The 23946-nt window shown below is 50.6% G+C and carries 21 protein-coding genes; all 21 read right to left on the reverse strand.

Annotated elements, in window-relative coordinates; translation table 11 throughout:
* Positions 1 to 110 precede the first annotated feature (110 nt).
* Positions 111 to 1286 (reverse strand): DegT/DnrJ/EryC1/StrS family aminotransferase, encoded by a 1176-nt coding sequence (locus ACZYSM_RS13655; RefSeq protein WP_489072013.1) that lies wholly within the window; start codon positions 1284 to 1286, stop codon positions 111 to 113.
* Between the two features lie 144 nt (positions 1287 to 1430).
* Positions 1431 to 2024, reverse strand: a complete 594-nt coding sequence (locus tag ACZYSM_RS13660) for a sugar transferase (RefSeq protein WP_489072014.1) — start codon at positions 2022 to 2024, stop codon at positions 1431 to 1433.
* Entirely contained in the window at positions 2021 to 3238 is a 1218-nt protein-coding gene (locus ACZYSM_RS13665) for a glycosyltransferase family 4 protein (protein WP_489072015.1), read from the reverse strand. Before ACZYSM_RS13665 ends, ACZYSM_RS13660 begins: the two co-directional genes overlap by 4 nt.
* Positions 3235 to 4782 carry a heparinase II/III family protein gene (locus ACZYSM_RS13670; protein ID WP_489072016.1) on the reverse strand — a complete coding sequence of 516 codons (1548 nt, stop codon included), beginning with the start codon at positions 4780 to 4782 and terminating at the stop codon, positions 3235 to 3237. The genes ACZYSM_RS13665 and ACZYSM_RS13670 overlap by 4 nt, the downstream gene beginning before the upstream one ends.
* A 281-nt stretch (positions 4783 to 5063) precedes the next feature.
* A complete protein-coding gene (locus ACZYSM_RS13675; protein ID WP_489072017.1) occupies positions 5064 to 7199 on the reverse strand; it encodes a bi-domain-containing oxidoreductase in 2136 nt (711 codons plus the stop codon).
* 10 nt (positions 7200 to 7209) lie between these two features.
* Complete coding sequence (locus tag ACZYSM_RS13680; protein WP_489072018.1) at positions 7210 to 7980, reverse strand: hypothetical protein; 771 nt, start codon at positions 7978 to 7980, stop codon at positions 7210 to 7212.
* Positions 7981 to 8092: 112 nt separating this feature from the next.
* Complete coding sequence (locus ACZYSM_RS13685; protein ID WP_489072019.1) at positions 8093 to 8872, reverse strand: AglZ/HisF2 family acetamidino modification protein; 780 nt, start codon at positions 8870 to 8872, stop codon at positions 8093 to 8095.
* Complete coding sequence (gene hisH, locus ACZYSM_RS13690) at positions 8873 to 9481, reverse strand: imidazole glycerol phosphate synthase subunit HisH (protein WP_489072020.1); 609 nt, start codon at positions 9479 to 9481, stop codon at positions 8873 to 8875. It abuts the gene before it with no gap.
* A complete protein-coding gene (locus ACZYSM_RS13695; RefSeq protein ID WP_489072021.1) occupies positions 9478 to 10617 on the reverse strand; it encodes an N-acetyl sugar amidotransferase in 1140 nt (379 codons plus the stop codon). The genes hisH and ACZYSM_RS13695 overlap by 4 nt, the downstream gene beginning before the upstream one ends.
* Before the next feature lie 89 nt (positions 10618 to 10706).
* Positions 10707 to 11831 carry an MATE family efflux transporter gene (locus ACZYSM_RS13700; protein ID WP_489072022.1) on the reverse strand — a complete coding sequence of 375 codons (1125 nt, stop codon included), beginning with the start codon at positions 11829 to 11831 and terminating at the stop codon, positions 10707 to 10709.
* Between the two features lie 349 nt (positions 11832 to 12180).
* On the reverse strand, positions 12181 to 13449 hold the full coding sequence (gene wecC, locus ACZYSM_RS13705; protein WP_489072125.1) for a UDP-N-acetyl-D-mannosamine dehydrogenase: 1269 nt from the start codon (positions 13447 to 13449) through the stop codon (positions 12181 to 12183).
* A gap of 47 nt (positions 13450 to 13496) precedes the next feature.
* Positions 13497 to 14639: a non-hydrolyzing UDP-N-acetylglucosamine 2-epimerase gene (gene wecB, locus ACZYSM_RS13710; RefSeq protein ID WP_489072023.1), complete on the reverse strand. Its 1143-nt coding sequence runs from the start codon at positions 14637 to 14639 to the stop codon at positions 13497 to 13499.
* Between the two features lie 203 nt (positions 14640 to 14842).
* The gene (locus ACZYSM_RS13715) at positions 14843 to 15403 is read right to left on the reverse strand and encodes a transcriptional activator RfaH (protein WP_489072024.1); all 561 of its coding nucleotides are present in this window, start codon (positions 15401 to 15403) and stop codon (positions 14843 to 14845) included.
* Positions 15404 to 15804: 401 nt separating this feature from the next.
* Entirely contained in the window at positions 15805 to 16854 is a 1050-nt protein-coding gene (locus ACZYSM_RS13720) for an LPS O-antigen chain length determinant protein WzzB (RefSeq protein ID WP_489072025.1), read from the reverse strand.
* A gap of 323 nt (positions 16855 to 17177) precedes the next feature.
* Positions 17178 to 18077: a glucose-1-phosphate thymidylyltransferase RfbA gene (rfbA, locus tag ACZYSM_RS13725; protein ID WP_489072126.1), complete on the reverse strand. Its 900-nt coding sequence runs from the start codon at positions 18075 to 18077 to the stop codon at positions 17178 to 17180.
* A complete protein-coding gene (rfbD, locus tag ACZYSM_RS13730) occupies positions 18077 to 18970 on the reverse strand; it encodes a dTDP-4-dehydrorhamnose reductase (RefSeq protein WP_489072026.1) in 894 nt (297 codons plus the stop codon). The genes rfbA and rfbD overlap by 1 nt, the downstream gene beginning before the upstream one ends.
* Complete coding sequence (gene rfbB / locus ACZYSM_RS13735; protein ID WP_489072027.1) at positions 18967 to 20043, reverse strand: dTDP-glucose 4,6-dehydratase; 1077 nt, start codon at positions 20041 to 20043, stop codon at positions 18967 to 18969. Before rfbB ends, rfbD begins: the two co-directional genes overlap by 4 nt.
* Before the next feature lie 248 nt (positions 20044 to 20291).
* Complete coding sequence (locus tag ACZYSM_RS13740; protein WP_489072028.1) at positions 20292 to 20531, reverse strand: LapA family protein; 240 nt, start codon at positions 20529 to 20531, stop codon at positions 20292 to 20294.
* A 24-nt stretch (positions 20532 to 20555) separates the two neighbouring features.
* Entirely contained in the window at positions 20556 to 20852 is a 297-nt protein-coding gene (ihfB, locus tag ACZYSM_RS13745; RefSeq protein ID WP_065886416.1) for an integration host factor subunit beta, read from the reverse strand.
* 190 nt (positions 20853 to 21042) lie between these two features.
* Positions 21043 to 21324, reverse strand: a complete 282-nt coding sequence (locus ACZYSM_RS13750; protein WP_489072029.1) for a hypothetical protein — start codon at positions 21322 to 21324, stop codon at positions 21043 to 21045.
* A gap of 864 nt (positions 21325 to 22188) precedes the next feature.
* Positions 22189 to 23883, reverse strand: a complete 1695-nt coding sequence (gene rpsA / locus ACZYSM_RS13755) for a 30S ribosomal protein S1 (RefSeq protein WP_489072031.1) — start codon at positions 23881 to 23883, stop codon at positions 22189 to 22191.
* Positions 23884 to 23946 lie beyond the last annotated feature (63 nt).

The raw sequence follows: 23946 nt of genomic DNA on the forward strand, positions 1-23946 counted from the left end.
AAAAAATAAACTTTAGCGGCCAGTTGGCCGTGGCTCCAAAGTAGCACGAAACTGCCATATTTCAGGCAGTTTGTTGGCCCACGCCCCGTGTCAGCCTATCCCGCAGCGACTTAATGCGTCGCGAGCAGCATCACTTCAGTCAACACTTGGCAGGTTTTGTCTATTTCAGCCTCGCAAAGCGTTGGATGCACCATAAACATAATGCTTGTTTCGCCAAGCTCGGCCGCCACTTCAAGCCGCTTGGCAGGGCGCCAACCAGTACTATCGAAGGCTTTTTCCAAATAAACTTCGGAGCAGGAGCCAGAGAAACAGGGAACGCCTCGCGATGCGATTTCGGCCAAAATCCTTTCCCGCGACCATCCGTCTTTCAACGTTTCAGGTTTCAGGAACACATAACATTTATAAGCAGCATGGGAACAGTCATTCGGAACAGCTGGTACGCGAAGCCCTTTCAGCTGCTTGGCGCAATCCCAGATCTGGTTCGAATTCGTAACTCTTCGCGCGGTCCAGTCGGCCATTTTACGGAGCTGAATACGCCCCAACACTGCCTGCACCTCGAGCATCCGCCAATTTGTACCGAAGCTCTCGTGCAACCAGCGAAATCCAGGCTGGTGCTCCTGCTCGTAAACAGCATGCCAACTCTTGCCGTGATCTTTATAAGCCCACATCGCCGCCCAGAGATCCCGATCATTGGTTGTCACCATGCCGCCCTCCCCTCCGGTCGTCATGATTTTATCCTGACAGAAGGACCACGCCCCTATGTGACCGATGCTCCCGACAGGCAGCCCTTTGTAAAACGCGCCGTGGGCCTGAGCGCAATCCTCGATAACCTTGAGGCCCAGTTCGTCGGCAAGCGCCATGATCGGGTCCATGTCACATGGCCAACCCGCAAGGTGTACACAGATGATTGCTTTGGTTTTAGGGGACAAAACAGCGCGGATGGTGTCGGCGGTAATATTCTGCGAGTCGTGATCCACATCAGCGAAAACCGGGATCGCCCCGGCATTGACAATACTGGAGACCGAGGCAAGGAACGTTCTGGAAGTAACGATAACTTCGTCGCCATCACCAATGCCCAAAGCTTTCAAAGCCAGATCCAGAGCAACAGTGCCGTTCGCGACGGCAACCGCATATTTAGCCCCACTCCAGGTAGCAAATTCTTTCTCAAACTCTCGACACTCTTGCCCTGTCCAATAATTGACTTTATTGGAGAGAATCACATCACGAACCGCATTAGCCTCCTCTTCGGAGAACGATGGCCAGGGAGAAAATGGAGTGTTGAGCATAGTTAATAGGTCCAAATTTTATGGATAGGCGAATTGGAGCTTAATAGCTGGTTCCTGGCAAAATCACCTGGAGTGGACGCTGGTACTGCCGCCTCCCGCTGTGCCCTTCCTGGAAGGAACACACCGGGCGCAACTGACCGATCTCTACTCATTGCCCGTGAATTTTGACATAGAAACCTCGCCATCAGCACTAATCCCATCACGGACGACGACTTTTCGTATCGTTTTGAAAATTATCTTGAGGTCAAGGCAGATCGACCTGTTATCGACATACCAAACATCCAGTGCAAATTTCTCGTTCCAGCTCAGTGCATTACGTCCATTGATCTGCGCCCAGCCGGTAACACCCGGCCTCACCTCATGCCTGCGATATTGCTCGGCGTTGTAGAGCGGCAAGTACTCAACCAAAAGAGGGCGCGGCCCAACCAGGCTCATGTCGCCCTTGAGTACATTCAGCAGCTCCGGCAACTCGTCCAGGCTCGTAGCCCGCAAGAAGCTCCCGAAAGGGGTCATCCGCTCCGAGTCAGGCAAAGGATTGCCCTGAGCATCCAGTGCATCGCGCATGGTGCGGAACTTGATCATTTCAAATGGCACACCATTGAGGCCCGGACGTAGCTGTCGAAAAAGAACCGGCGAACCTAATTTGCGTTTAATTTGCCAGGCAGTAACAGCGATTACTGGAGAAAGCAGCAGCAGCCCCAAGAGTGAAGCGACGATGTCGAACATTCGCTTGATCAAGATTTCACCCCTTCTAACCAATCGACGAAACGATTGGACAACAATGTTCGATCAAATTCGCATTCAGCCAATTGACGCGCGTTCTTACCCATCAGCTTCAAGGCTTTTCTATCATCGGCCGCTTTCTCAAGCGCCTGTGCAAAAGTAACAGCGTCTTCCGGTGGCACGGAAAAGCCGCACTTGTGCTCTGTAATCATCTTGGCCAGCCAACCTGGATAATTATTAAGTACCGGCAGCCCCGCGGAAATATAGTCAAAAAACTTATTGGGTGAGGTGCCGAAATAGAAAGCCGGAATATTGGCCAATAATTGCAAGCCCACGTCTGCACTGGCCATCAGCCCAGACAGCTTTGCCTTATTGATCGGGTCATGAAAAACCACGTTATCCAGTTGTTCTGCCTTGGCTCGGGCAACCAAGGCCGGCTTTAGCTTACCCTGACCAATCAACAGCAACTTGATATCGAGACGTCCACGACGTTTCAATTCAGCAGCCGCGTCCAGCAATGAATCCAGCCCGTTGGCGATGCCATGCGTTCCCGCGAAGACCGCGAGCAAATCATTCTCCTCTACGCCTTCAGGGCGCCAGGATGCAACCTCTGAATTAAAAATGTCCAAATCACAGCCATTGGGAACCAGCGTAATCTTGCTCTTCTCTATCCCTCTATGCGCAATGCCTTCAACGATACCGGGCGAAAGACCGATAAGACGATGCGCCGAGTGGTAAGTCGCCCATTCCAGCACTGACAGGGCGCCCAGTATAAGCGGGTTCGTTATCACACCCATGGCCTTGGGCAGTTCTGGCCATAAGTCTCTTACTTCAAAAACAAAAGGTTTACCGCGCAGCCAGCGAGCAAATATACCGGGTATTCCGGCGGTCAGTGGCGTGGTGGTGGCGAACACCACATCATAGCGTTCAGTTAAAGCGATACGAACGCTTGCCAATGCAAACTTCATAAACGTGAGGGCTCGTTTGACAAACCCGTCTCTGTTTGAATATGAAAGATCAAGTTCGATAATGTCGATGCCATCAACAATACCGCGACGACGTGAGTTCACAAATTTCGTGGTCAGCCCCGTATCGCCCCCGCCATAACTACCACACACCATGGTCACCGTATGACCACGTTCCAACAACCGTCGGGCCATTTCGTAGGACCGGGTACCAACACTTCCTTTGGGCGTAGAAAAATGTTGATGGAAATAAAGAATATTCATAAGCTCCAACGATACTCTGTCGTCAATGAACCTGACTGATTGACTTCCAATTCAAGAACCGGAACTTCAGTCTTGTCGAGATAATAAAGGGATTCCCAGCCTTCGACCAATTCCAGCCGGACAATCGGCATGGTGCCATGCACTTCAATGACATGATCACCGCACGTCAGCCGATTACCCTCCAGATGCCAGGAACCCGGCATCAGGCGCCAGCGAAGAACAGCCTTTTGCTTAAAGCCAGAAATTTGGTCCACGACGGCCAGGGAATTGTCCGTCAGCATGACCTTGCGCTTATGCTCTGCTCCGGACGCATCCTTGTAGCCAGCTGCAAAACTGACAACAGACTCCTCTGTGTGCAGCGGTTCTACATAAGACGTCTTCAACCAATTACCGAACAAAAAGCGACTGATCCTTGGCATTTGATCGCGACTGTCGAACTGGACCGTATTATGAGCGGCTGTGCCTGGAAAATAATTTAGCCACTTGGCTTCAGTATTATAAGAATAAGTCCCTGCATCACGCAGCAGGTTACTTGCGCCCAGCCAAAGGTCAACATGCAACGCATCTGCCTGACTGGGCCTGAATCGAAACCGAGGGTATCTCAACATTACCATTGCATGAGCGTTACGAAGTACAGCAAAACCACCTTTGTCGAAGACTTGACTAACCTGGCTATCCGCTCTTTCTGCCGATTCTTTCAAACCTAGCCAGCGAACAGGCTCGTTCCAGTTTCCTTCACCAAAAGCCTTTTTTCCAAGAAAAAGATTCATGGCAAGTTGAACACTTGGACGAAAGTCACGGTAGTCCGAGCGACTCAACTGAAGCAAGCGTGCTCCGTCATTAGCCCCCAGATTCGGAGCGTCGCCATTTTCTTCCCTCACCATCGCTCGAAGCCAGGTCGTAGCCGCTGCGGCGCGCGAGTACCAGGTAGCTGAAAGCTTCGGCAAGTTCAGATGCCTGCGCCACACTTCAACCATGCTGAAGGTATCGAGCATCACGCGGTGATAGTTGAGGGAGTATTGGCTGAAACTGCCATCCACTTCGATCAAACGCTCCGCTCGGTTTTCCATCCACTTATAACCCTGCCGGACCCACTCAGCACCTTCTGCTTGTCCGTTATGAGTAAGCAGGCTGCCTCCAATAAAGAGCGCAGCGGCTTCGGAAGTTCCGTGGTTGTTATCCTGGGCCATTGCGTAACTCAGGGTTGGTGCGATTCTCTTCAGGTGCTGCTTGATGAGTTCAAGCAGCGCCGTGGTCGCTTCGCCCGTCTGCTCCAGTATCAGCGAAGCCATCGCCAGGTGCATGACTCGAATAGAGGCTTCCTGACCGCACTTCCAGTTCACGCCTTTATAAGGAGGATTGTTTGCGCACCAGTCTGCAAGCCAGCTATCGAGTTGTGACAGATAGTGGCTTTCTCCCGCTTTCGCGCGCTGAGCAAACGCCAGCAGCCAGTCAAGTCGGGAGGTTTCCCAAACCATCTTGATGTCGCCCAGGCGAGAATCAAAATCAGGTACCTCCCACCAGTTCCGATCCGGCTGGTCCACCCGAACGCCCGTCAGAGGGTTAGAGTGCCAATCAGGCGCAGTAGCCGTTATCGGATATGACCAATAACTGAATAGAAGCGCCGTTGTCACCCAGTGAGTGGATAGCGTAATGTCCAATGGAGGATAATCGCGCTCAACAAAGAAAGGTCCCGTCTGTAGGGCGCCATGAAGACGCAGTACAGGACTGATCCCGAGTTTGATTCCCATTCTGTACCAAAATACCCGGATCAGATTGGGAATCCCCAGAGAAAGGATGGATGAGATTTTTATGAATAGCCGCATCATTGATTACGCAATAACTCTGCTACTTCAATAGAAATCCGTGCGACCTCAAAAACTTCATCAGCAGGAATGGCAGCTTTCCCCGCTTCGACTGCATTCATGAAGTTAGCCGCACAGCTATTCTGGCCTTTGTCCTGCTTCCAGAGATTAAGTTTCTTGAACCCTGGCCAGCCAAACCCTTTAAGTTTACGGAAGTTATCCAGCTGAAGAACGCGCCCGGCTGCGAATACTTCGATGCGTTCTTTGGCAAAGCTGGAGGCACCATTGGCGACATAAATGATAGTGCCGAACGAACCGTCTTCGAATCCCAAAGTAATCGAGGCTTTGTCCTCAGTGATATCGACGCCGGGCGCATCGCCCATTCGGCGAGCTTGCACCGAAATGATCTTGCTACCGGCAAGAAATCGCATCAGATCAATAAAGTGGCAGGCTTCGCCAATAATTCGACCACCGCCAATAGCGTTGTCCTGGGTCCAATGATTCGCTGGAATGGCGCCCGCATTCATTGTCATGAGGAATGTCTTTGGCTCTTTGACCGAGGTTAAAAGCTCCTTCATTTTCACAACATGTGGAGAGAAGCGTCGGTTGAAACCAACCATCAGCTGCGGTCCTTTGCCACCCGAATGGGCCTCTGCATAGGCTGCTTGCACGTCGTCCAGCTCTGAATGGGTAATCGCCAGTGGCTTCTCGACGAAGACGTTTTTCCCCGCAGCCAATGCTTTGTTCACAAAATGTGCATGACTGTCGTGACGAGTAACGATAGCTACCGTATTTATTGACGGGTCAGCCAGCATTCCATCTACATCAGTGGAAGCAACGGCGAAACCGGCTTTTACTCCGTGGATGACTCCGTTCACACCGCCGGCGGTGACGATAGTATGAAACTGTGCTCCGGCACTTTTAAACGCTGGAATCAACATGCGTGAAGCGTAGTTCCCAGCCCCAATGAAACCCATAACCGGACGCTGTGCGTTGAAGGAGCAGGATGAGTCAAGTACAACGCTCCTGATTCCGCGCTCAGCATCATCGGATGCATATTCCAGGCATATGCCTAAACCGGATTTGTCTTCGGTTAGCATTTTGTAAGCTTCGGCCGCGTCTTCAAACGCAAATCGCTGGCTGATGAGCGGTTTAACGTCCAATTGCCGTGCGGCAAGCATGTCGAGGATCGCTTCAAAGTTACGTTGTTCAGTCCAACGAACAAAACCGATCGGGTAATCCTGACCTTTTTCTTCATATAACGGGTCATAACGGCCCGGGCCGTATGAGCACGAGACCTGGAAACTGAGTTCTTTTTCATAGAAATCAGCGCGATTAAGCTCCAGGCCCGTCACGCCGACCAATATGATACGCCCGCGCTTGCGAGACATTCGAGCCGCATGAGTTACAGGGTCGCTGGCTTTTGTCGACGCGGTGATAATGACCCCATCGACCCCGTTGCCGCGACTGAACGCCATCCCCGCGGAAACCGGATCTTCGCCTTTGGCTGGGTTACAGGTGCTCGCTCCGAACTGACGCGCGAGAGCAAGTTTTGATTCGTCAAAATCAATCGCCAGTACTCTGCAACCTTGTGCACGCAACAGTTGCACAGTCAGAAGCCCGATCAAACCGGCCCCAATGACGACGAAAGCCTCTCCCAGCGTGGGTTCGGCGAGCCGAATGCCCTGCAGTCCGATGCTCGCGACAACGGTAAACGAAGCTTCGATGTCGTCTACTTCATCAGGAATAAGCGCGCACAGGTTTTTCGATACCTTGACGACGTCAGAGTGGGGTCCGTTGGAGATAACCCGGTCGCCGACCTTGAAGCCGTCGACACCTGCCCCTACCTCGTGGACGACGCCTACGTTGCAATAGCCTAAAGGCAAAGGTTGTGAGAGTTTGGACTGGACAGCCTCGAGTGTGGTGACAAGGCCATCGGTCTGAATTTTCTCCAGCACCATTTTGACTTTGTCGGGCTGCTGGCGGGCTTTCTCCAAGTAGGAGGCCTTGCCAAATCCAACCAACATGCGCTCGGTACCAGCCGAGATCAACGACACACGCGTATTGATTACAACGTTACCGCGTGAAGCCTGGGGCGAGGGAGCCTCGGTAATAGTGGTTCCACCCTTCGCCATATCCTGCAAAATCTGTTTCATAAAACCACCATCAAGAATGATAAGTATCGACAATATATTTAAGGGACTTTACATGTTCGCTTGCGATAAACTCGAGTTTCTCGCGGGAAGTAGACCCATGGTCATCGTCAATGATCGTTATACTCGGCTGGTATTGAACCTTTAGCCCGACTCTCAGGCATTGCTCAGCAACAAAATCCTCTTCACCAAACAAGAATTGCGGATAGTCAACCGAACCGCCCCGCGAAAAATACTGTTTAGTAAATAAAATAAATGAGCCATGAGGGGAGTAGAAGCACTCGCCCGCAGCCAGCGAACCAATGGAGCTTTTAACTTTCAAATCCGAAAGTTTTCGATAAATCTTCAACAACCAAAGGCGCTTAAAAATGAAAATATTTTTCAACAGGGAAAAACGCGTTGGCCTGTATAAGGTTTTCGGATTCAAATCACCTCCTCGATCCTTGGAGAGGATGGCAGGCGCTATAATACCAGCCTTGTCAGAAACACCATTTATTTGAATTTTCAGCGATTCAAAAAAGTCAGCGCTCACGGTCAAATCGACGTTTGAAATAGCGATGCAGTCGAAATCAAGCAGCGACCCAAGCAACTCGGTGCCCTTCTTAAACCCAGGAAAGTACCCTACATTTTCCGATTTCAGATAGTGTGTTGTAAAGTTCATGGCTGAAACGTTCGCCAACACCTGCTCATTTATTTCTTTCGTTGAATTATCAACAATTACAAAGGTAAAATTTATATCTTTCGCACGAGAAAGCGATTCATTTAGAGAGGTTGCGAGATCCAACAGGTGATCGTACGCATTATAACAAACACAAACTATCGCTACTCTCATGTCAGCCTGCTTAAATTAACGTTTCGGGTCAGTTTGATCGGTGCATACCGATGAAAAATCAGAATCACTTTGGAAAATAGCGATCCAACAACGAATCCCGCTCAGCAAATGTTGGGTAATTGATCAGAACTGCCTTATACACGCCCTTGAATACGAAAAGGCTGCCCGCAGCAGCCCCCACCACTCCAAATTTATTGATCAGCGCACCTACATCATCAATTGAGCCAGCCCCGCCCAATATCGTCAGCGGCACATGAACCTTGTCGTGGACCTTTCCAGCAACATCCAGATTATAGCCTTTCATAACACCATCATAATCGATGGAGTTAATCACAATTTCTCCAACACCCTGTTCCTGAAACTCACTACACATTTCCAACAGGCACTTGCCAGTGTTCTTTTTGCCGTTGTTAATCCAGACATCGTATCGTCCGCCCAAGAGTTTTTTCTTGACGTCCAAAACAACAACAACACTTTGACTGCCAATTTCCTGGGCGATCTCCTTTACCAGAGCAGGGTTTTCGATTGCCGCCGAACTGATGGCAATTTTCTCGACGCCCAGTCCGATAATCTTGCGTGCCTGATCGGCAGTGGAAATACCTCCGCCATAGCAGAATGGCATACGGCATTCCATCGCCATTTTCTTTATCAGCGCGTAGTCGGGTTCACGACCTTCTGCCGATGCATCAATATCCAGAACGATCAGCTCATCGACTTCTTTCTCATTAAAAATCTTGACTGCATTGAGAGGATCGCCAATATATTTTGATTCTTTGAATTTGACAGTCTTGACGAGACCTTTATTGCGAATAAGCAAACACGGAATTATTCTGGGCCGCAGCATTTATGACAACTCCGAGAAATTTTTCAGTAAGTTAACGCCGAAGTGATGGCTCTTTTCCGGATGAAACTGCACGCCATACACTGAGCCCGCATTGACCGCACACGTGAATTCCTCTCCATAGATGGAAGACGCAAGCGCATGGTCGCGATTAGCACATTCAAAATAAAAAGAATGCAAAAAATAGTACTTTGGTGTTTCCAGAAAGTTTTTGAACAGCCCACTTGCGTGCAAAGGCACGACATCGTTCCACCCCATATGAGGCAGCTGCTTTACTTTCTCAATATCAAACTTTCTGACGTTGCCGGGCACCCAACCCAATCCAGGCAGTTCGCCTTCATCGCTGGAATTGGCGAGCATCTGCATGCCTACGCAGATGCCCAATACCGGAACTTTTTTGTCCAGCACCAAATCATCCAGCGCCTCGCGCATACCCGAACGATTGAGACTGATCATCGCGTGGTCGAATGAACCGACACCGGGAAGTATGATTTTACTTGCATCTGCAAGGTCCTGATAAGACGTCGCAACACGACATTCGATATTCAGCCGCTTATAAAGATTTATAAACGATAGAATATTACCGAGACCATAATCAACGACAGTAATCATCTCTTGACTGCCCTTTCCATGCCCAGCATATGCATGACCTTTGCCCCAAGTTCAAACAGATAGCGCTGAGATTTGTAATCACGATAGGACTTGTTCGGCAACTCCATCAATGCAGTCAGCTCGGAGACAGTCATATCCAGCTTGTTCGCGATATATTCGAAATCCTGATCCGCTGTCTCCGGGTCGTACGCCGGCTGGGCCAGATTGCTCAGTGCTTCTTCACGAGTCATCTGCCCGGTGAGAATAAGGCTTGAATACTGGATTTTCCTAGTGTCGTAACCGAATTTGGTTGGCAGCCAGTAACCTTCATAGAACTTCGTGAACCTTGACTCATCGTGCTTGCGTGGATACGACTTCCAGCCATATTCCCTGGACAGGGTCTCGATGGCCTCTGAACGAATATACGGCACGTAGTTCAAGGGCTTGATCACCTTGACACCCTTGAGGAAACGCAAATAAACCTTGTGGAACCAGATGCTGCTCAGCGGGTAATCCACCAGAGGCCGCTCGCCGAACTTTTTATGAATGTCCTTCAACTGCCACATATCAGTACCGTAGTACATCCACTCCAGCGGATTCCTTACACACTCGGTTGAATAGTTCCCGCCATTCAGAATGTATTTGATCCCGTGCTTATTGGCAAAATGGTACAGGGTCGCAATGAAAGCGTGATCTTGGGGGATATCAAGGTGTGGAACAGATGCCTTGAAAAATGCTCTTTGGAAATCTTTCATTTCCTCCCAATTGATAACCTCGGTGTACAGGTCGAGGCCCAACTTTTCAACGATAACCTCAATGTTGTGCACCGCCAACTGAGAGTTCCAGCCGCCATCTACGTGAAAAACCAACGGGCGCAGACCAAACTCTTTAACGGCAATATGCAGCAAATACGAACTGTCCAGCCCGCCACTCATGCCCATAATGCAATCGAATGGCTTGCCTTTACTATCTGCTTTTATTTTCTCGAAAATCTCGGTAATTTGCTGCCTTCCCTTCGGACCGGTATCCCAATGAGGAAGCAAGTCACGATGGTAGCCATTACAATGATCACAAACCCCTTTGTCATCAAATACAATATTTTCGTCTGTTGTATCCATCACACAGTTAGTGCAAATCTGATAGGGTCTTTTACTCATGCTAGCTCCGAATATACTTGATCAGTCGGCACGCTACGTGCCTGAATTATATTTCGAGACATACTAAACAAGACCTTGCAAGCCTATTTTCAGTCTCGAGTTTTTAGGTATTTGGTTACAATCAGGGTGAACAGAATCAATTCACCGAGGACAAAGCTGATTGCTGCGCCATAAACGCCCCATACGCTTGTCAACATCACACAAACGGACACTGTTACGACGCCCGTCAGTATCAAAGCCTTGGCGTAATATTTTTTCGAATTCAGATTGTTCAGGCCCGCTGTTCCCAACATGAAATTGGCGACTCCAAAAAAGACGCCAATCGTCATGAACAGGAACAATCCTGCCATAAGCTGTTTGTTTGGATAGGATCTCAAAAACTCGAAGTAATCATTAAAGATCAGCCATATGATAATAAAACCCGAAAGAATTGTCGCAAGGGCTGCCAGTTGTATCCAAGTCAACTTCATGACCTTGACAAAAGCGGCCGGACTAGGCGCAACTTCGTCACGCAATGAGTGAATCGCCTGGGTGAAGAAAAACTGATTGAGTGGCCTGATGAGCGCCTGGAAGGCCTTGATGAATTTCTCGACCACGGAATAGCTTGCTATGGCCGCGGGGCTCACCGAGAAGAAACTCAACACCAGCAAATTTGAGTCCCGGAACAAAACAACGGCGATGTTACCGAAGAATATCTCTTTACCCTCATGCAAACACTCCCAGAGACGAGAGAACGACACGCCGACGTATTTCAAGCCCAGCACTACTTTCAAATAGATCGTTGATGCAAGTCCGCCTGCCAGATAACATCCACCTACTATCAACGGCAGGAAGTAGACGGGGTCCTCTGCTTTCAAAAATAGAAACACCACCAAACAGCAGACCAAGCGACTTATCAATGTAAAAACCGCGACCGGAAAATTGTTCTCGATCGACTGATAGAAATAGGTCGACTGCAAGATAAAACTCAATGGCACCAGCATCCAGCATAATAATGAAAAGAAAAATTGCGACTGCAAAAAAAAGCCGGAAATCAACACAGCAGTCACACAGACAAGCCAAATTATGATTCTTGAAAAAAAGATTTCGCAATATACACTGGAAGCCATCGCAATTCCGCCACGCGCGTAGGAACTTACGACTCGCGAAACGCCATTGACTTCATAACTGTACAACACGACAGCAAGAATAATGAGCGATACTGCTTCGGACACGACGAGATCTGAATACTTGGCCGAACCGAACAAATGCAGTACATACGGAAAGATGAAGATAGGTAGAACTGCGTTTGCGCCTTGAATGCACGCTAGCGAGGCTATATTTGTTAGATCTTTGCGCAACAATGTCGTATCTCGAATCAAAAGTAAGTTATTTAATTATTCATTCTTGCCCATCAACTGGACGTTTCATCTGCCCCTCTTTATTGAAAGCGAGTTGCATCGTCAATTCTGTACCTATTAAACGCACACAAAGCAGTACCCTCCAAGGTACTGCTCGTTGAAATTGTTACAGCGAACCAATAATCATCACGTCGCTACAACAAAACCATGACAACGTCCTACTTTACTTACTCCAGATACCGCGCGTATCAATCAGTTTAATTGCACTCAAGCGAGCAGGAGGCAATTCTTTGAACACCTTATGGTCAACCAGCATCAACACAATGGTAGCTTCGCTCAACGCGTCTTCTACCGTTTTGAATTCCACAACTTCGCCGAGTGCAGCCGGCAGCTCCGATATGTTAGGTTCTACTGCAAATACACGCCCTGGGTGTTCGTGAGCGATGCGTTTGGTGATCGCGATCGCAGGACTTTCGCGCAGATCGTCGATATCGGGTTTAAAGGCGAGTCCGAAACACGCCACTGTGACTTCTTTTGCTGTTTTTTCTGGATTGGATTGCAGATATTCCGCAACGGCCAGCTTGACCTTATTTATTACCCATTCAGGCTTTGCATCGTTCACTTCGCGTGCACAGCGAATAATTCTGGCTTCTTCAGGGGTTTTACTCACGATGAACCACGGGTCTACAGCAATGCAGTGCCCACCGACGCCCGGGCCGGGTTGAAGAATATTCACCCTCGGATGGCGATTCGCCAATCGAATCAATTCCCAGACGTTGATATTTAGCTTATCGCAGATCATCGAAAGTTCGTTGGCAAACGCAATGTTCACATCCCGAAAGCTGTTTTCGGTAAGTTTGCACATTTCTGCTGTTCGGGCGTTCGTGATTACGCACTCGCCTTCCACAAACAACTTATAAAGTTTAGTCGCACTCTCGGAGCATTTGGCGGTCATCCCACCAATTACACGATCATTCTGTACCAGCTCTCGCAGCACATGCCCAGGCAAGACGCGCTCAGGACAGTGAGCAACACGGATATCGGACGACTCTCCATGGGTTTGCGGGAAAGTAAGGTCGGTGCGCATTTCAGCTAACCAATCTGCCACTTGTTCCGTCGCACCAACTGGCGAGGTGGATTCCAGAATAACCAGGTCGCCGGTCTTCAGTACCGGAGCAATAGCCCTGCACGCCGACTCGATGTACGAAAGATCAGGCTCATGGTCGCCCTTGAATGGGGTTGGCACAGCGATCAGAAACGCATCAGCTGGCTCTGGGGTCTGGGTTGCACGCAGGTAGCCCTCTGTTACTGCGGCATGAACCACAATATCGAGATCCGGCTCAACGATATGAATCATACCTTTGTTGATGGTATCTACAGCGAGCTTGTTCACGTCCACCCCAACCACCTTGATTTTTCGCGATGCGAAAACGGCAGCAGTAGGTAAACCGATGTACCCCAAACCGATAACTGAAATAGTCTTAAACACGATGCCCGCCCTTCAATTCCTGGGAGTTAAAATCTCCCGATTCCGATATATTAATTTTTTACAGCGACGGTGTAGTCAGCCAACACTTCGATTATACGTTGGCAGGCTTTGCCATCACCGTACGGATTATGAGCAAAGCTCATGCTTTCGTAGGCGGCTGTATCTGTAAGCAGTAGCTCCAGGTGCTGAGCTATTGTATGTCTTTCGGTGCCAACCAGCTTTACGGTGCCTGCCTCGACGGCTTCCGGACGCTCGGTTGTCTCTCGCATGACAAGCACTGGCTTTCCGAGTGATGGGGCCTCTTCCTGGATTCCGCCGGAGTCCGTCAGAATGATAAATGACTGATTCATCAAATATACGAACGGCAAATAGTCCAGCGGCTCAATCAAGTGAATGTTGTCGATACCTGACAACAGCCTGTTGATAGGCTCTCTGACATTAGGATTCAGATGCACGGGGTAAACAATTTCCACATCGGGAAATGCTTTGGCCGTATCCACCAGCGCGTGACAGATACGTTCAAATCCGCCCCCAAAACTTTCGCGGCGATGCCCGGTCACCAGGATCATTTTTTTTCCGCTTCGGATGAACGAAAACTGCTTTTCCAGACTGGCTTTCAATGAACTCGACTCTTCCAGCTTCTTCACAACATCGAGTAAGGCGTCAATAACCGTGTTACCAGTTACATGCACGGATTCTGGATTGACGCCTTCTTTGAGAAGGTTGCGCTCGGAATTTTCTGTCGGGGCAAAATGAAGTGCAGCCAGCGCACCGGTCAGCTTGCGATTGCCTTCCTCCGGCCAGGGGGAATAAAGATTTCCTGTTCTCAAGCCTGCTTCAACGTGAGCGACAGGAATTTGCTGGTAGTAGGCGGCCAGAGCAGTCGCAAAGGTCGTGGCAGTATCGCCGTGAACCAAAACGATATCGGGTTTGAAATCATCGAATACGTTTTTCATACCCTGCAAGATCGCGGTTGTCACCGCATTCAGATCCTGCCCGGGTTGCATAATGTTCAGATCATATTTGGGTGTTAAGGCAAACAGGTCCAGCACTTGATCCAGCATCTGCCTGTGTTGAGCGGTGACGCAAACTTTCGACTCGAAACGTCCGTCCTCTGCGAGCGCCAACGCGAGAGGAGCCATCTTTATTGCTTCTGGCCTGGTTCCAAATACAGAAAGTACTTTTAAGGGCATTTTTTTACCAACGCTTATGAGAAATTGAAATTAGTTCATGCTGATGAGCTTAGTTTATCGATGATAACTTTTATAAGATCTTGAACCGCACCAGCACTTGAAGGATTTCAAACACGCTACCGCCCCAGGATTTGACGTCAGCTTCCTGAGGACGATGTGTACCGCTATGTCAAGCGCTCCCGGCATTCTTTGAAATGTGGGCATCAGCGCTTTATGGAACCTGCCACCCGTCCGTTTTTACGACAGGTCTGCTGGCGAGTAACGAAATCTATGAAGAGCAGTGCGCGCTTATCTACATCCGACGTCATGAAAATGACGTCCAGTTCAGGAAAAGCACTGCCGTGAACGCCCAGTTTATCATCGACGTTTGCCGTTGATGTAGAAGCTTGTGCCGAGCGGTGCTGGAGTTCGACGATGAGCGAGTCACTGACTGGCAAAGGCCTACCACCAAAACCAACCACCTTGCTAACACCTCGAGTCGACCGCAAAGGGACCCAATTTGCGTTGTCAGGCAGATTGATGAACAGATAGCCCGGAAAAAGAGATTCGGTCAGCCACTGGCGCTGCCCGCGCACCGTTTTTTCACGGCGACAGGTAGGTCGGGAGCATTGATAGCCTTGGCGAATCAAGTGCTCCTCCGCACGTCCATCCTGGCGAGGCTTGCATTGGACCAGATACCAGGTCTGTTCTCGAGGAGCGTTTGAGTCGCTCGTCGCATCATGAATGTTCATATCCATACACATATCACAAATGGTCGCTTCCATGGGATCAGCCCTGCACATGCAATGTCGATGAAAGCCGAACACTTTCACTAAAACCGAACCCACTCTCGTTTGCCGTCACATGGGCTCGAACTCCCACCCGTTGGCAGGCAAAAACGTGACACAGGTGCAGAAACCGTTCTCCAAACGTAACCCTGCAGATTTTTTTTTCAACACTCTACCCGCAACGGCACTCACTACAAAAACCGATGATCTATTATCCCCGCGCTGGGATTATACGTTTGCGAACCCTGATGGGGGGATTCGCCAGACCACTTGCAGCCTTCGCCGCTACAGCAGGTAGCGACAGCCCCACAGATGCAAAGGGCGCACTTCATGTCGACCAGTGCGCCCAATATTATTGCTCGTCACGGCCAGACAAGCTTGACGCCGACCAGCAATATCTAGCGGACTCTCTCTCTTCTGGCGAAGATTTGGTAAGACACCGCCACTGCGCCGCCGAGAACCAGGCCGCCGATCAATCCAAGCAAAATTATCAATGATTTATTTGGTTTGACCGGTCTGTCAGGGTGCTCCACCACGCCATCGAAGCGGTAAACAGCTACATCTTGAGGCCTTGTCTCAAGCTTCATGTAAAAGCTGTATTTAGCTTGAAGATCTCTGAGGCCGCTTATAAAAGGATCATCAGAAATCCGAGCCTCCAGGTTTTTTATCTCGGCGTTGAGCGCCTTGGTCCCGCGCATATAAATCAGCTGTCCTTCCATGCTGCCCGCAATTTCTACGGAAGGGTTGCCCGTGATTATCGGGGGCTTTTCCAGATTGATCGCGTCTGCAACTCGCAACGCCTCGCGCAACTTGGTGAGCGAGTCTTCGCGATTCTTTTTCCCTGTTTCGCGCAACGTATCAATTTGCGAATCTAGGTTGCGGGCTCGTACTTCAGCTTCACGCGATACGTTTTTAATCATCTCGTTTTCTGCGAGCTCGCCTGCGCGTCTGACATAGGTCTCAACCCACTCCGTTGCACGCTCTGGATCACTGCTTTGAGCGACAACCAAATAGCGGTCCGACACATCCTTACTTGGCGGTACTACAACAATTTTCTTTGTAAACTCTGAATACAGCAGATCCTGCGACCCTTCGCGTTCGCTGCTGCTCAGCATCGGGAGATACTTTTCTTCGTAAAAATTGCGTCGCAATGACTCGGCCTGCAAATTCAGGACAAAAACACTGTAGACATCCTTGACACTGAACGGCAGGAGTCCTGACTCTTTGGTTCGACCGTAGTTAAAATTTGCAATTTTATTTTGTGTCGGCGGTATCACATAAGCTCGCGCCTCATAGACCGGCGTGCTCGTGAACGCGTAGACGGCTGCAAGCGTGGTAGTGACTGCCGCAACACCGATCGCCAGCCATTTTTGTTCCCACAACAATTTGAGAACCCCACCGAAATCTATCTCCTGCCGGGCGCCAGGGTCTACGGGACTATTTTGCATAAACAGCTGACCTCTTATTTATTTTCGCAACCTATCAATGCTATCGATGAGGTCCTAATTTGATTATGTAAACTTTAATCAAACATATTCGCCAATTCAGTTCCTCGCCGTCACATGCACTTTCGTACCATTTACCGAGAGGATCATGCTCGCGCGTTAAAATAGCTCGGAGTGTGAAACCACCCTCCGCTGGCAAGCACAGCGTCTAAATTGTGAAATGTATTTCAAGCATAGAACATTGTGCTATCAGGCCAGATTGACACAGTAGGATATATTCACTGGCGCCGCACATTCCCAACTATTGCAATTTGTCATCATCGACATCATTGACCCAAGTCGAGGGCCGTCTGCGCAAGGTTGTGCAAATACTGTCCATAGCCGGTTTTTTTCAATCGGTCAGCCTGAAGGCTCAGGTGTTCGACGGTGATCCATCCGTTATTAAACGCAATCTCTTCAAGGCAGGCAACTTTTAGCCCCTGACGCTTTTCGATCGTATGCACGAAATGACTGGCTTCGAGCAGAGAGTCATGGGTCCCCGTGTCCAACCAGGCGAAACCGCGACCCAGCATTTCGACGTTAAGAGTGCCCTGTTCCAGATAAGCACGGTTGACGTCGGTTATTTCCAACTCACCCCGGTCGGATGGTGTGATGTTCTTCGCTATCTCAACGACCTGGTTATCGTAAAAGTACAAACCAGTCACTGCGTAATTGGATTTCGGCTTGAGCGGTTTCTCTTCAATGCTCAGGGCGCGGCCCGATGCATCAAACTCAACCACGCCAAAACGCTCTGGATCGGAAACGTGATAACCAAACACTGTAGCGCCATGTTGCTGGGTAGTGGCTGAGCGCAGATTGTCGGAGAAGTGCTGACCGTAGAAGATATTATCGCCGAGAATCAGACAGCATGGATCCTTGCCGATGAACTCTTCGCCGATGATGAACGCTTGCGCCAGGCCGTCCGGGCTAGGCTGTTCGGCGTAAGTCAGCTGGATGCCGTACAGGCTCCCATCACCCAGCAGCTTGCGGAAGCACGGCAAGTCTTCAGGGGTGGAGATGATCAGAATTTCACGCATGCCCGCAAGCATCAGCACCGACAGCGGATAAAAGATCATCGGCTTGTCGTAGATCGGCAGCATCTGCTTGGACACGCCGAGGGTCAACGGGTGCAAACGCGTTCCCGAGCCTCCTGCGAGGATGATGCCTTTACGATTTGTCATGTTGATCATTTATTTAGAACTTCCATAAGCATTCGGGTTACGCCACTTTGCCAATCCGGCAAATGCAGAGAAAAATTGTCACGCAGCTTCTGAGTATCCAATCTTGAATTCAGAGGTCGGCGGGCGGGTGTCGGATAAGCCACCGTTTCTATGGGAGTAATCTCAACCACGGCTAACTTCTCACCCTTGGCCCGCGCAAAATCTATTATATGACTAGCATAGCCGTGCCATGAGACTTCGCCGCCGGCCGCCAAGTGATACACGCCCCCCAGCTCAGGGCGTTTAACGACCTGCTGAATAGCCAAGGCTGTTACGTCTGCGATCAGGTCTGCACCGGTGGGTGCACCCATCTGATCGGCAATGACGCTCAACGTTTCCCGGTCCTTGGCAAGACGCAGCATGGTCTTGGCAAAATTATTGCCCCGAGCGCCGTAGACCCAGCTGGTGCGAAAGATCAGGTGTTTGCAGCCCGAAGCGGTAATGGCCTGCTCGCCAGCGAGCTTGCTCGCGCCGTAGTGATTCACTGGCGCGACGACATCATCTTCTTGCCATGGCGTTTGCCCACTGCCGCTGAACACGTAGTCGGTGGAGTAGTGAATCAGCCAGGCATCAAAGGACAATGCTTCTTCGGCCATGACCTGGCTTGCCAGGGCATTTACGCGAGTTGCAAGCTCAGGCTCTGATTCGGCTTTATCCACTGCGGTGTAAGCTGCGGCGTTGACGATAATGTCTGGTTTGACCTGACGAATCGTTGCTCGCAGTGAGTCAAGGTCGGACAAGTCGCCACACAGCCCATCGACCGTTTGACGGTCAAGAGCAGTGACCTCTCCGAGTGGTGCAAGGGAGCGCTGTAGCTCCCAACCGACCTGGCCGTTCTTTCCAAGCAGAAGGATTTTCATGCTTTGCTTGAACGGTCGGCGTAGTTTTTATCAATCCACTGTTGATAGCTGCCGCTTTTCACGTGAGCAACCCATTCAGTGTTCTCGAGGTACCACTCGACGGTTTTGCGTATCCCGGTCTCGAAGGTCTCTTCAGGCACCCAACCCAACTCACGCTGAATTTTGCTGGCATCGATTGCGTAGCGCTGGTCGTGACCTGGGCGGTCTTGAACGTAGGTGATCAAGCTTGCATGTGGGCAATGCACGGAGTCCGGACGCAACTCATCAAGCAGCGCGCAAAGGGTATGCACCACTTCAATATTCTGCTTTTCGTTGTGACCGCCAATGTTGTAGGTCTCGCCGATCACGCCTTCGGTTACGACCTTGTACAGAGCGCGAGCGTGATCTTCGACGTAGAGCCAATCACGTACCTGATTACCTTTGCCGTAAACTGGCAGTGGCTTGCCTTCCAGCGCATTGAGAATGATCAGCGGGATCAGCTTCTCAGGGAAATGGCATGGGCCGTAGTTGTTCGAGCAATTGGTGACCAGGGTTGGCAAGCCATACGTACGGCTCCAGGCACGAACCAAATGATCGGAACTGGCTTTACTGGCCGAATACGGTGAGCTTGGCTGGTAGGGCGTGGTTTCGGTGAAGAGGTCTTCCGGCCCCTCCAGGTCACCGTAGACTTCGTCGGTCGAAATATGGTGGAAGCGGAAATTGGCTTTCCGCTCATCATCCAGGGCGCTCCAGTAGTGGCGAGCAGCCTCCAGCAGCGTGTAAGTCCCGATGATGTTGGTCTGGATGAATTCGGAAGGGCCGGAGATCGAGCGATCTACGTGAGACTCGGCCGCCAGATGCATGATGGCGTCCGGCTGATGCTCACGGAGCACACGGTCAACCTGGTCCCGGTCGCAGATATCCACGCGTTCGAAAATATAACGATCGCTCTGATCCACTTCAGCCAATGACTCAAGGTTACCGGCGTAAGTAAGCTTATCCAGATTGATTACGGAATCTGCAGTATTGGAGATGATGTGGCGAATGACTGCAGAACCAATAAATCCAGCGCCGCCGGTTACTAGAATTTTCACGCGAGGACCATACCCTTGAGTTGCTGACAAGGCTGCATACCGAGCGCTGTCTAATCCATGAATGCAAAAGCTATCGTATTAGCCGTAGCCTCTGACGAGTGTCCCGTCCGTGCCAGTATCGAGACACCTTATGGCATCTCCGGCTGCTCAGACAGGCGCAGCATTTTACAGTTTAAAGAAGGATTTACTAACGGATATAGACAATCAACGCATGAAAAGTTCGATATGCGCCCCCAGCCTTGTCGCAATCAGACCAAGCGCTTGCGTCGCACTCGTGCGGTGCGGCTGACAAACCAGCCGATCAAGGGACCAATCAGCATCCCTATCAACAACGCAGCTACGGCGACAACTGATACAGGCAACTGCGGCCCGGCCCAACCAAGGAACAGCAAGGAAACCGATTGCTGGTTCTCAAGCACAAAAGCCAAAATCGCCAACACTAGCAAGAGAACAGCTACCACGAGGAGTACGCGTTTCAGATTACGCATTAATTGCTCCTTGAGCCGACGCTATCAAATTCCCTCCTCCTCGTCCTCATTCACCCGATCCCGGAGCTCTTTGCCCGGCTTGAAGTGGGGAACGAATTTGCCGTCCAGGCTAACGGACTGACCGGTTTTTGGGTTGCGACCTACGCGCGGTGCGCGGTAGTGCAAGGAGAAGCTACCAAAGCCACGGATTTCGATACGATCACCGGTAGCCAGGCACTGGGACATTTGTTCAAGCATAGTCTTGATGGCCAGCTCGACATCCTTGGATGAGAGCAGCCCTTGATGGGTGACAATTCGTTCGATCAACTCCGACTTCGTCATATTTTTCCCTTCTTTTTCAAGCAGCTAGATCAGCGCTTCAAAGGTTTTAGCATGCCCGGAGGATTTTGAACAGCCCACGTATTGACTTATCTGCACGGCGCTTGAGATACCACGCACAGACCGAGAGACGCGACATTTATCGAAGCAAAAAGTTTAGGCTTTGTATTCTGGAGGCACGAAATTTTGCCGCTCATCGACAGATTACCAGCATGCGACGCGACAGATAGCCGGCTGGATTCCAGCCAAAGGGATAGTCCTCGGCTTCTTCTTTGGCATCGCTGGACTTGGTGACAACTTTGTAACCTTGCGCCTTACACTCACGAGCAGCCCGCTTGTAGCATTTTTCCCAACCCGAGCCGAGCCCTGAACAGTCGATCTCTATACCACTTACCCCACGCACTACGTGGGTTTTGGTGTTGGTTGTACAGCCTGCCAGGACCAGCACTGCCATTATGAAAATGAGCTTGTTCATGTATTTCCTTATGCTGGGCTCCCTACCCCGCTGTTGCTTGTTTTAAGTCAAAGCCTAGCCTAACCCTGAATGGAGGATTGATCAGTTCGCAGGATGCATTGAGTAAGCCCCAAAAGATCAAAAGATTGTCCGAACGCCGCCCGAACCTGCGGCAGCTCCTTGAGGGTTGCGTACAGCCGATTAATCGCGGCTGTACCCGCACGGTAGGTATAGCCCTCGTCGATCCGTGAACGCGCATTTCGACATAAACGAGGGAGCAGTTGCTAATGCCAGTCAGTTAAGGAGAAGTCGGATCTGGACGCCCTGTTCTGACTCGACGAACAGCCCGAAGCATTCCTCACATAAATGACCTTAACTGACCAGCATTAGGCCAATCGGCCGGTTTATTTTTGTCTGAAATCTGCGTTGCCTGTGCCGGCCTCATCGCGGGCAAGCCCGGCTCCCACAGGTTCCGCGTTGTCTTTGTGGGATCTGTGGCGGTGCAGAAAATTCCGGCGCACAAAAAAAGCACCCGATCAGGTAATGCCAGTCAGTTAAGGGATTTGAGCAATTAGGTGCCTGTGGGAAGAGTCGGGTGACAACGCTGCGTCGAAGACGCCGGCGGGGGGGGGAGGGGAGCTAGAAATAACTCATTGAAATATATTATTTTTTTTGTAGGAGTAGAGCTGTTCGCGATGCAGGCGGCGCGACGCATCAGGCAAACCGAGTCATCGTTCATCGCGAGCAAGCACGGCTCCTACAGGGTCCGCGCAATATATGTGGGCGCAGCCGGGCGGTGTGCGCCTGATGGCTCACGGAGGAGGTCAAATCTCAGGCACAAAAAAGGGCGACCGAAGTCGCCCTTTTTCTATGGTCTGACAGAACTTAGTTCTGTTTTTCCATTTGTGCGCGCAACAGGTCGCCCAGAGTGGTAGGACCAGCAGCTGGTTCCGAAGTCGCTGGCTTGTCGCGCAGGCTTTGGATAGCTTCTTTCTCGTCTTCAACGTCTTTCGACTTGATAGACAGCTGGATTACACGGCTCTTGCGGTCAACGCTGATGATCTTGGCTTCAACTTCTTCGCCTTCTTTCAGAACGTTACGCGCATCTTCGATGCGGTCACGGCTGATTTCGGAGGCTTTCAGAGTAGCTTCGATATCGGTAGCCAAAGTGATGATGGCGCCTTTAGCGTCAACTTCTTTCACGATGCCTTTAACGATTGCGCCTTTGTCGTTCTCTTGAACGTACTCGGAGAACGGATCGCTTTCCAGCTGCTTGATACCCAGGGAGATACGCTCACGCTCTGGATCAACAGACAGGATGACGGTGTCGAGCTCGTCACCCTTCTTGAAGCGACGTACGGCTTCTTCGCCCACTTCGTTCCAGGAGATGTCGGACAGGTGAACCAGGCCGTCGATGCCGCCGTCCAGACCAATGAAGATACCGAAATCGGTGATCGACTTGATGGTGCCGGAGATTTTATCGCCCTTGTTGAACTGGCCAGAGAAATCTTCCCATGGGTTAGATTTGCACTGTTTGATGCCGAGGGAGATACGACGACGCTCTTCGTCGATGTCCAGAACCATAACTTCCACTTCGTCGCCGACTTGTACGACTTTCGAAGGGTGGATGTTTTTGTTGGTCCAGTCCATTTCGGAAACGTGTACCAGGCCTTCCACGCCTTCTTCCAGCTCAGCGAAGCAGCCGTAGTCGGTCAGGTTGGTTACACGCGCGGTAACGCGAGTGCTTTCTGGGTAACGTGCCTTGATAGCAACCCATGGGTCTTCGCCCAGTTGCTTGAGGCCCAGGGAAACACGATTGCGTTCGCGATCGTACTTCAGAACCTTGACATCGATCTCGTCGCCAACGTTGACGATTTCGGAAGGATGCTTGATACGCTTCCAAGCCATGTCGGTAATGTGCAGCAGGCCATCGACGCCACCCAGATCGACGAATGCGCCGTAATCGGTGAGGTTTTTGACGATACCTTTGACTTGCTGACCTTCTTGCAAGGATTCCAGCAGAGCTTCGCGCTCAGCGGAGTTCTCGGCTTCGAGGACGCTACGACGGGAAACGACAACGTTGTTGCGTTTCTGGTCGAGTTTGATGACCTTGAATTCGAGCTCTTTGCCTTCCAGGTGCGTGGTGTCGCGCACTGGACGGACGTCAACCAGAGAACCTGGCAGGAACGCACGGATGCCGTTAACGTCGACAGTGAAGCCGCCTTTAACCTTACCGTTGATAACGCCCTTGACCACTTCTTCGGCTGCGAAGGCTGCTTCCAGAACAATCCAGCATTCAGCGCGCTTGGCTTTTTCACGGGACAGTTTGGTTTCGCCAAAGCCGTCTTCGACCGCGTCCAGCGCAACGTGAACTTCATCACCAATGTTGATGTTCAGTTCGCCAGCGTCGTTGTGGAACTGTTCCAGCGGAATGAGGCCTTCAGACTTCAAACCAGCGTGAACGGTTACCCAACCAGCTTGGTAATCGATATCAACGATGACTGCGGTGATGATGGAGCCTGCCTGAAGATTCAGGGTTTTTAGGCTTTCTTCAAAGAGTTCTGCAAAGCTTTCGCTCATTTTAATTCCTGTTGATAAGGGCGAAGAATACGCCCATCTGCCACATCCCAGACGATGTGGGTT

Source organism: Pseudomonas sp. F220 (genome assembly GCF_057813935.1).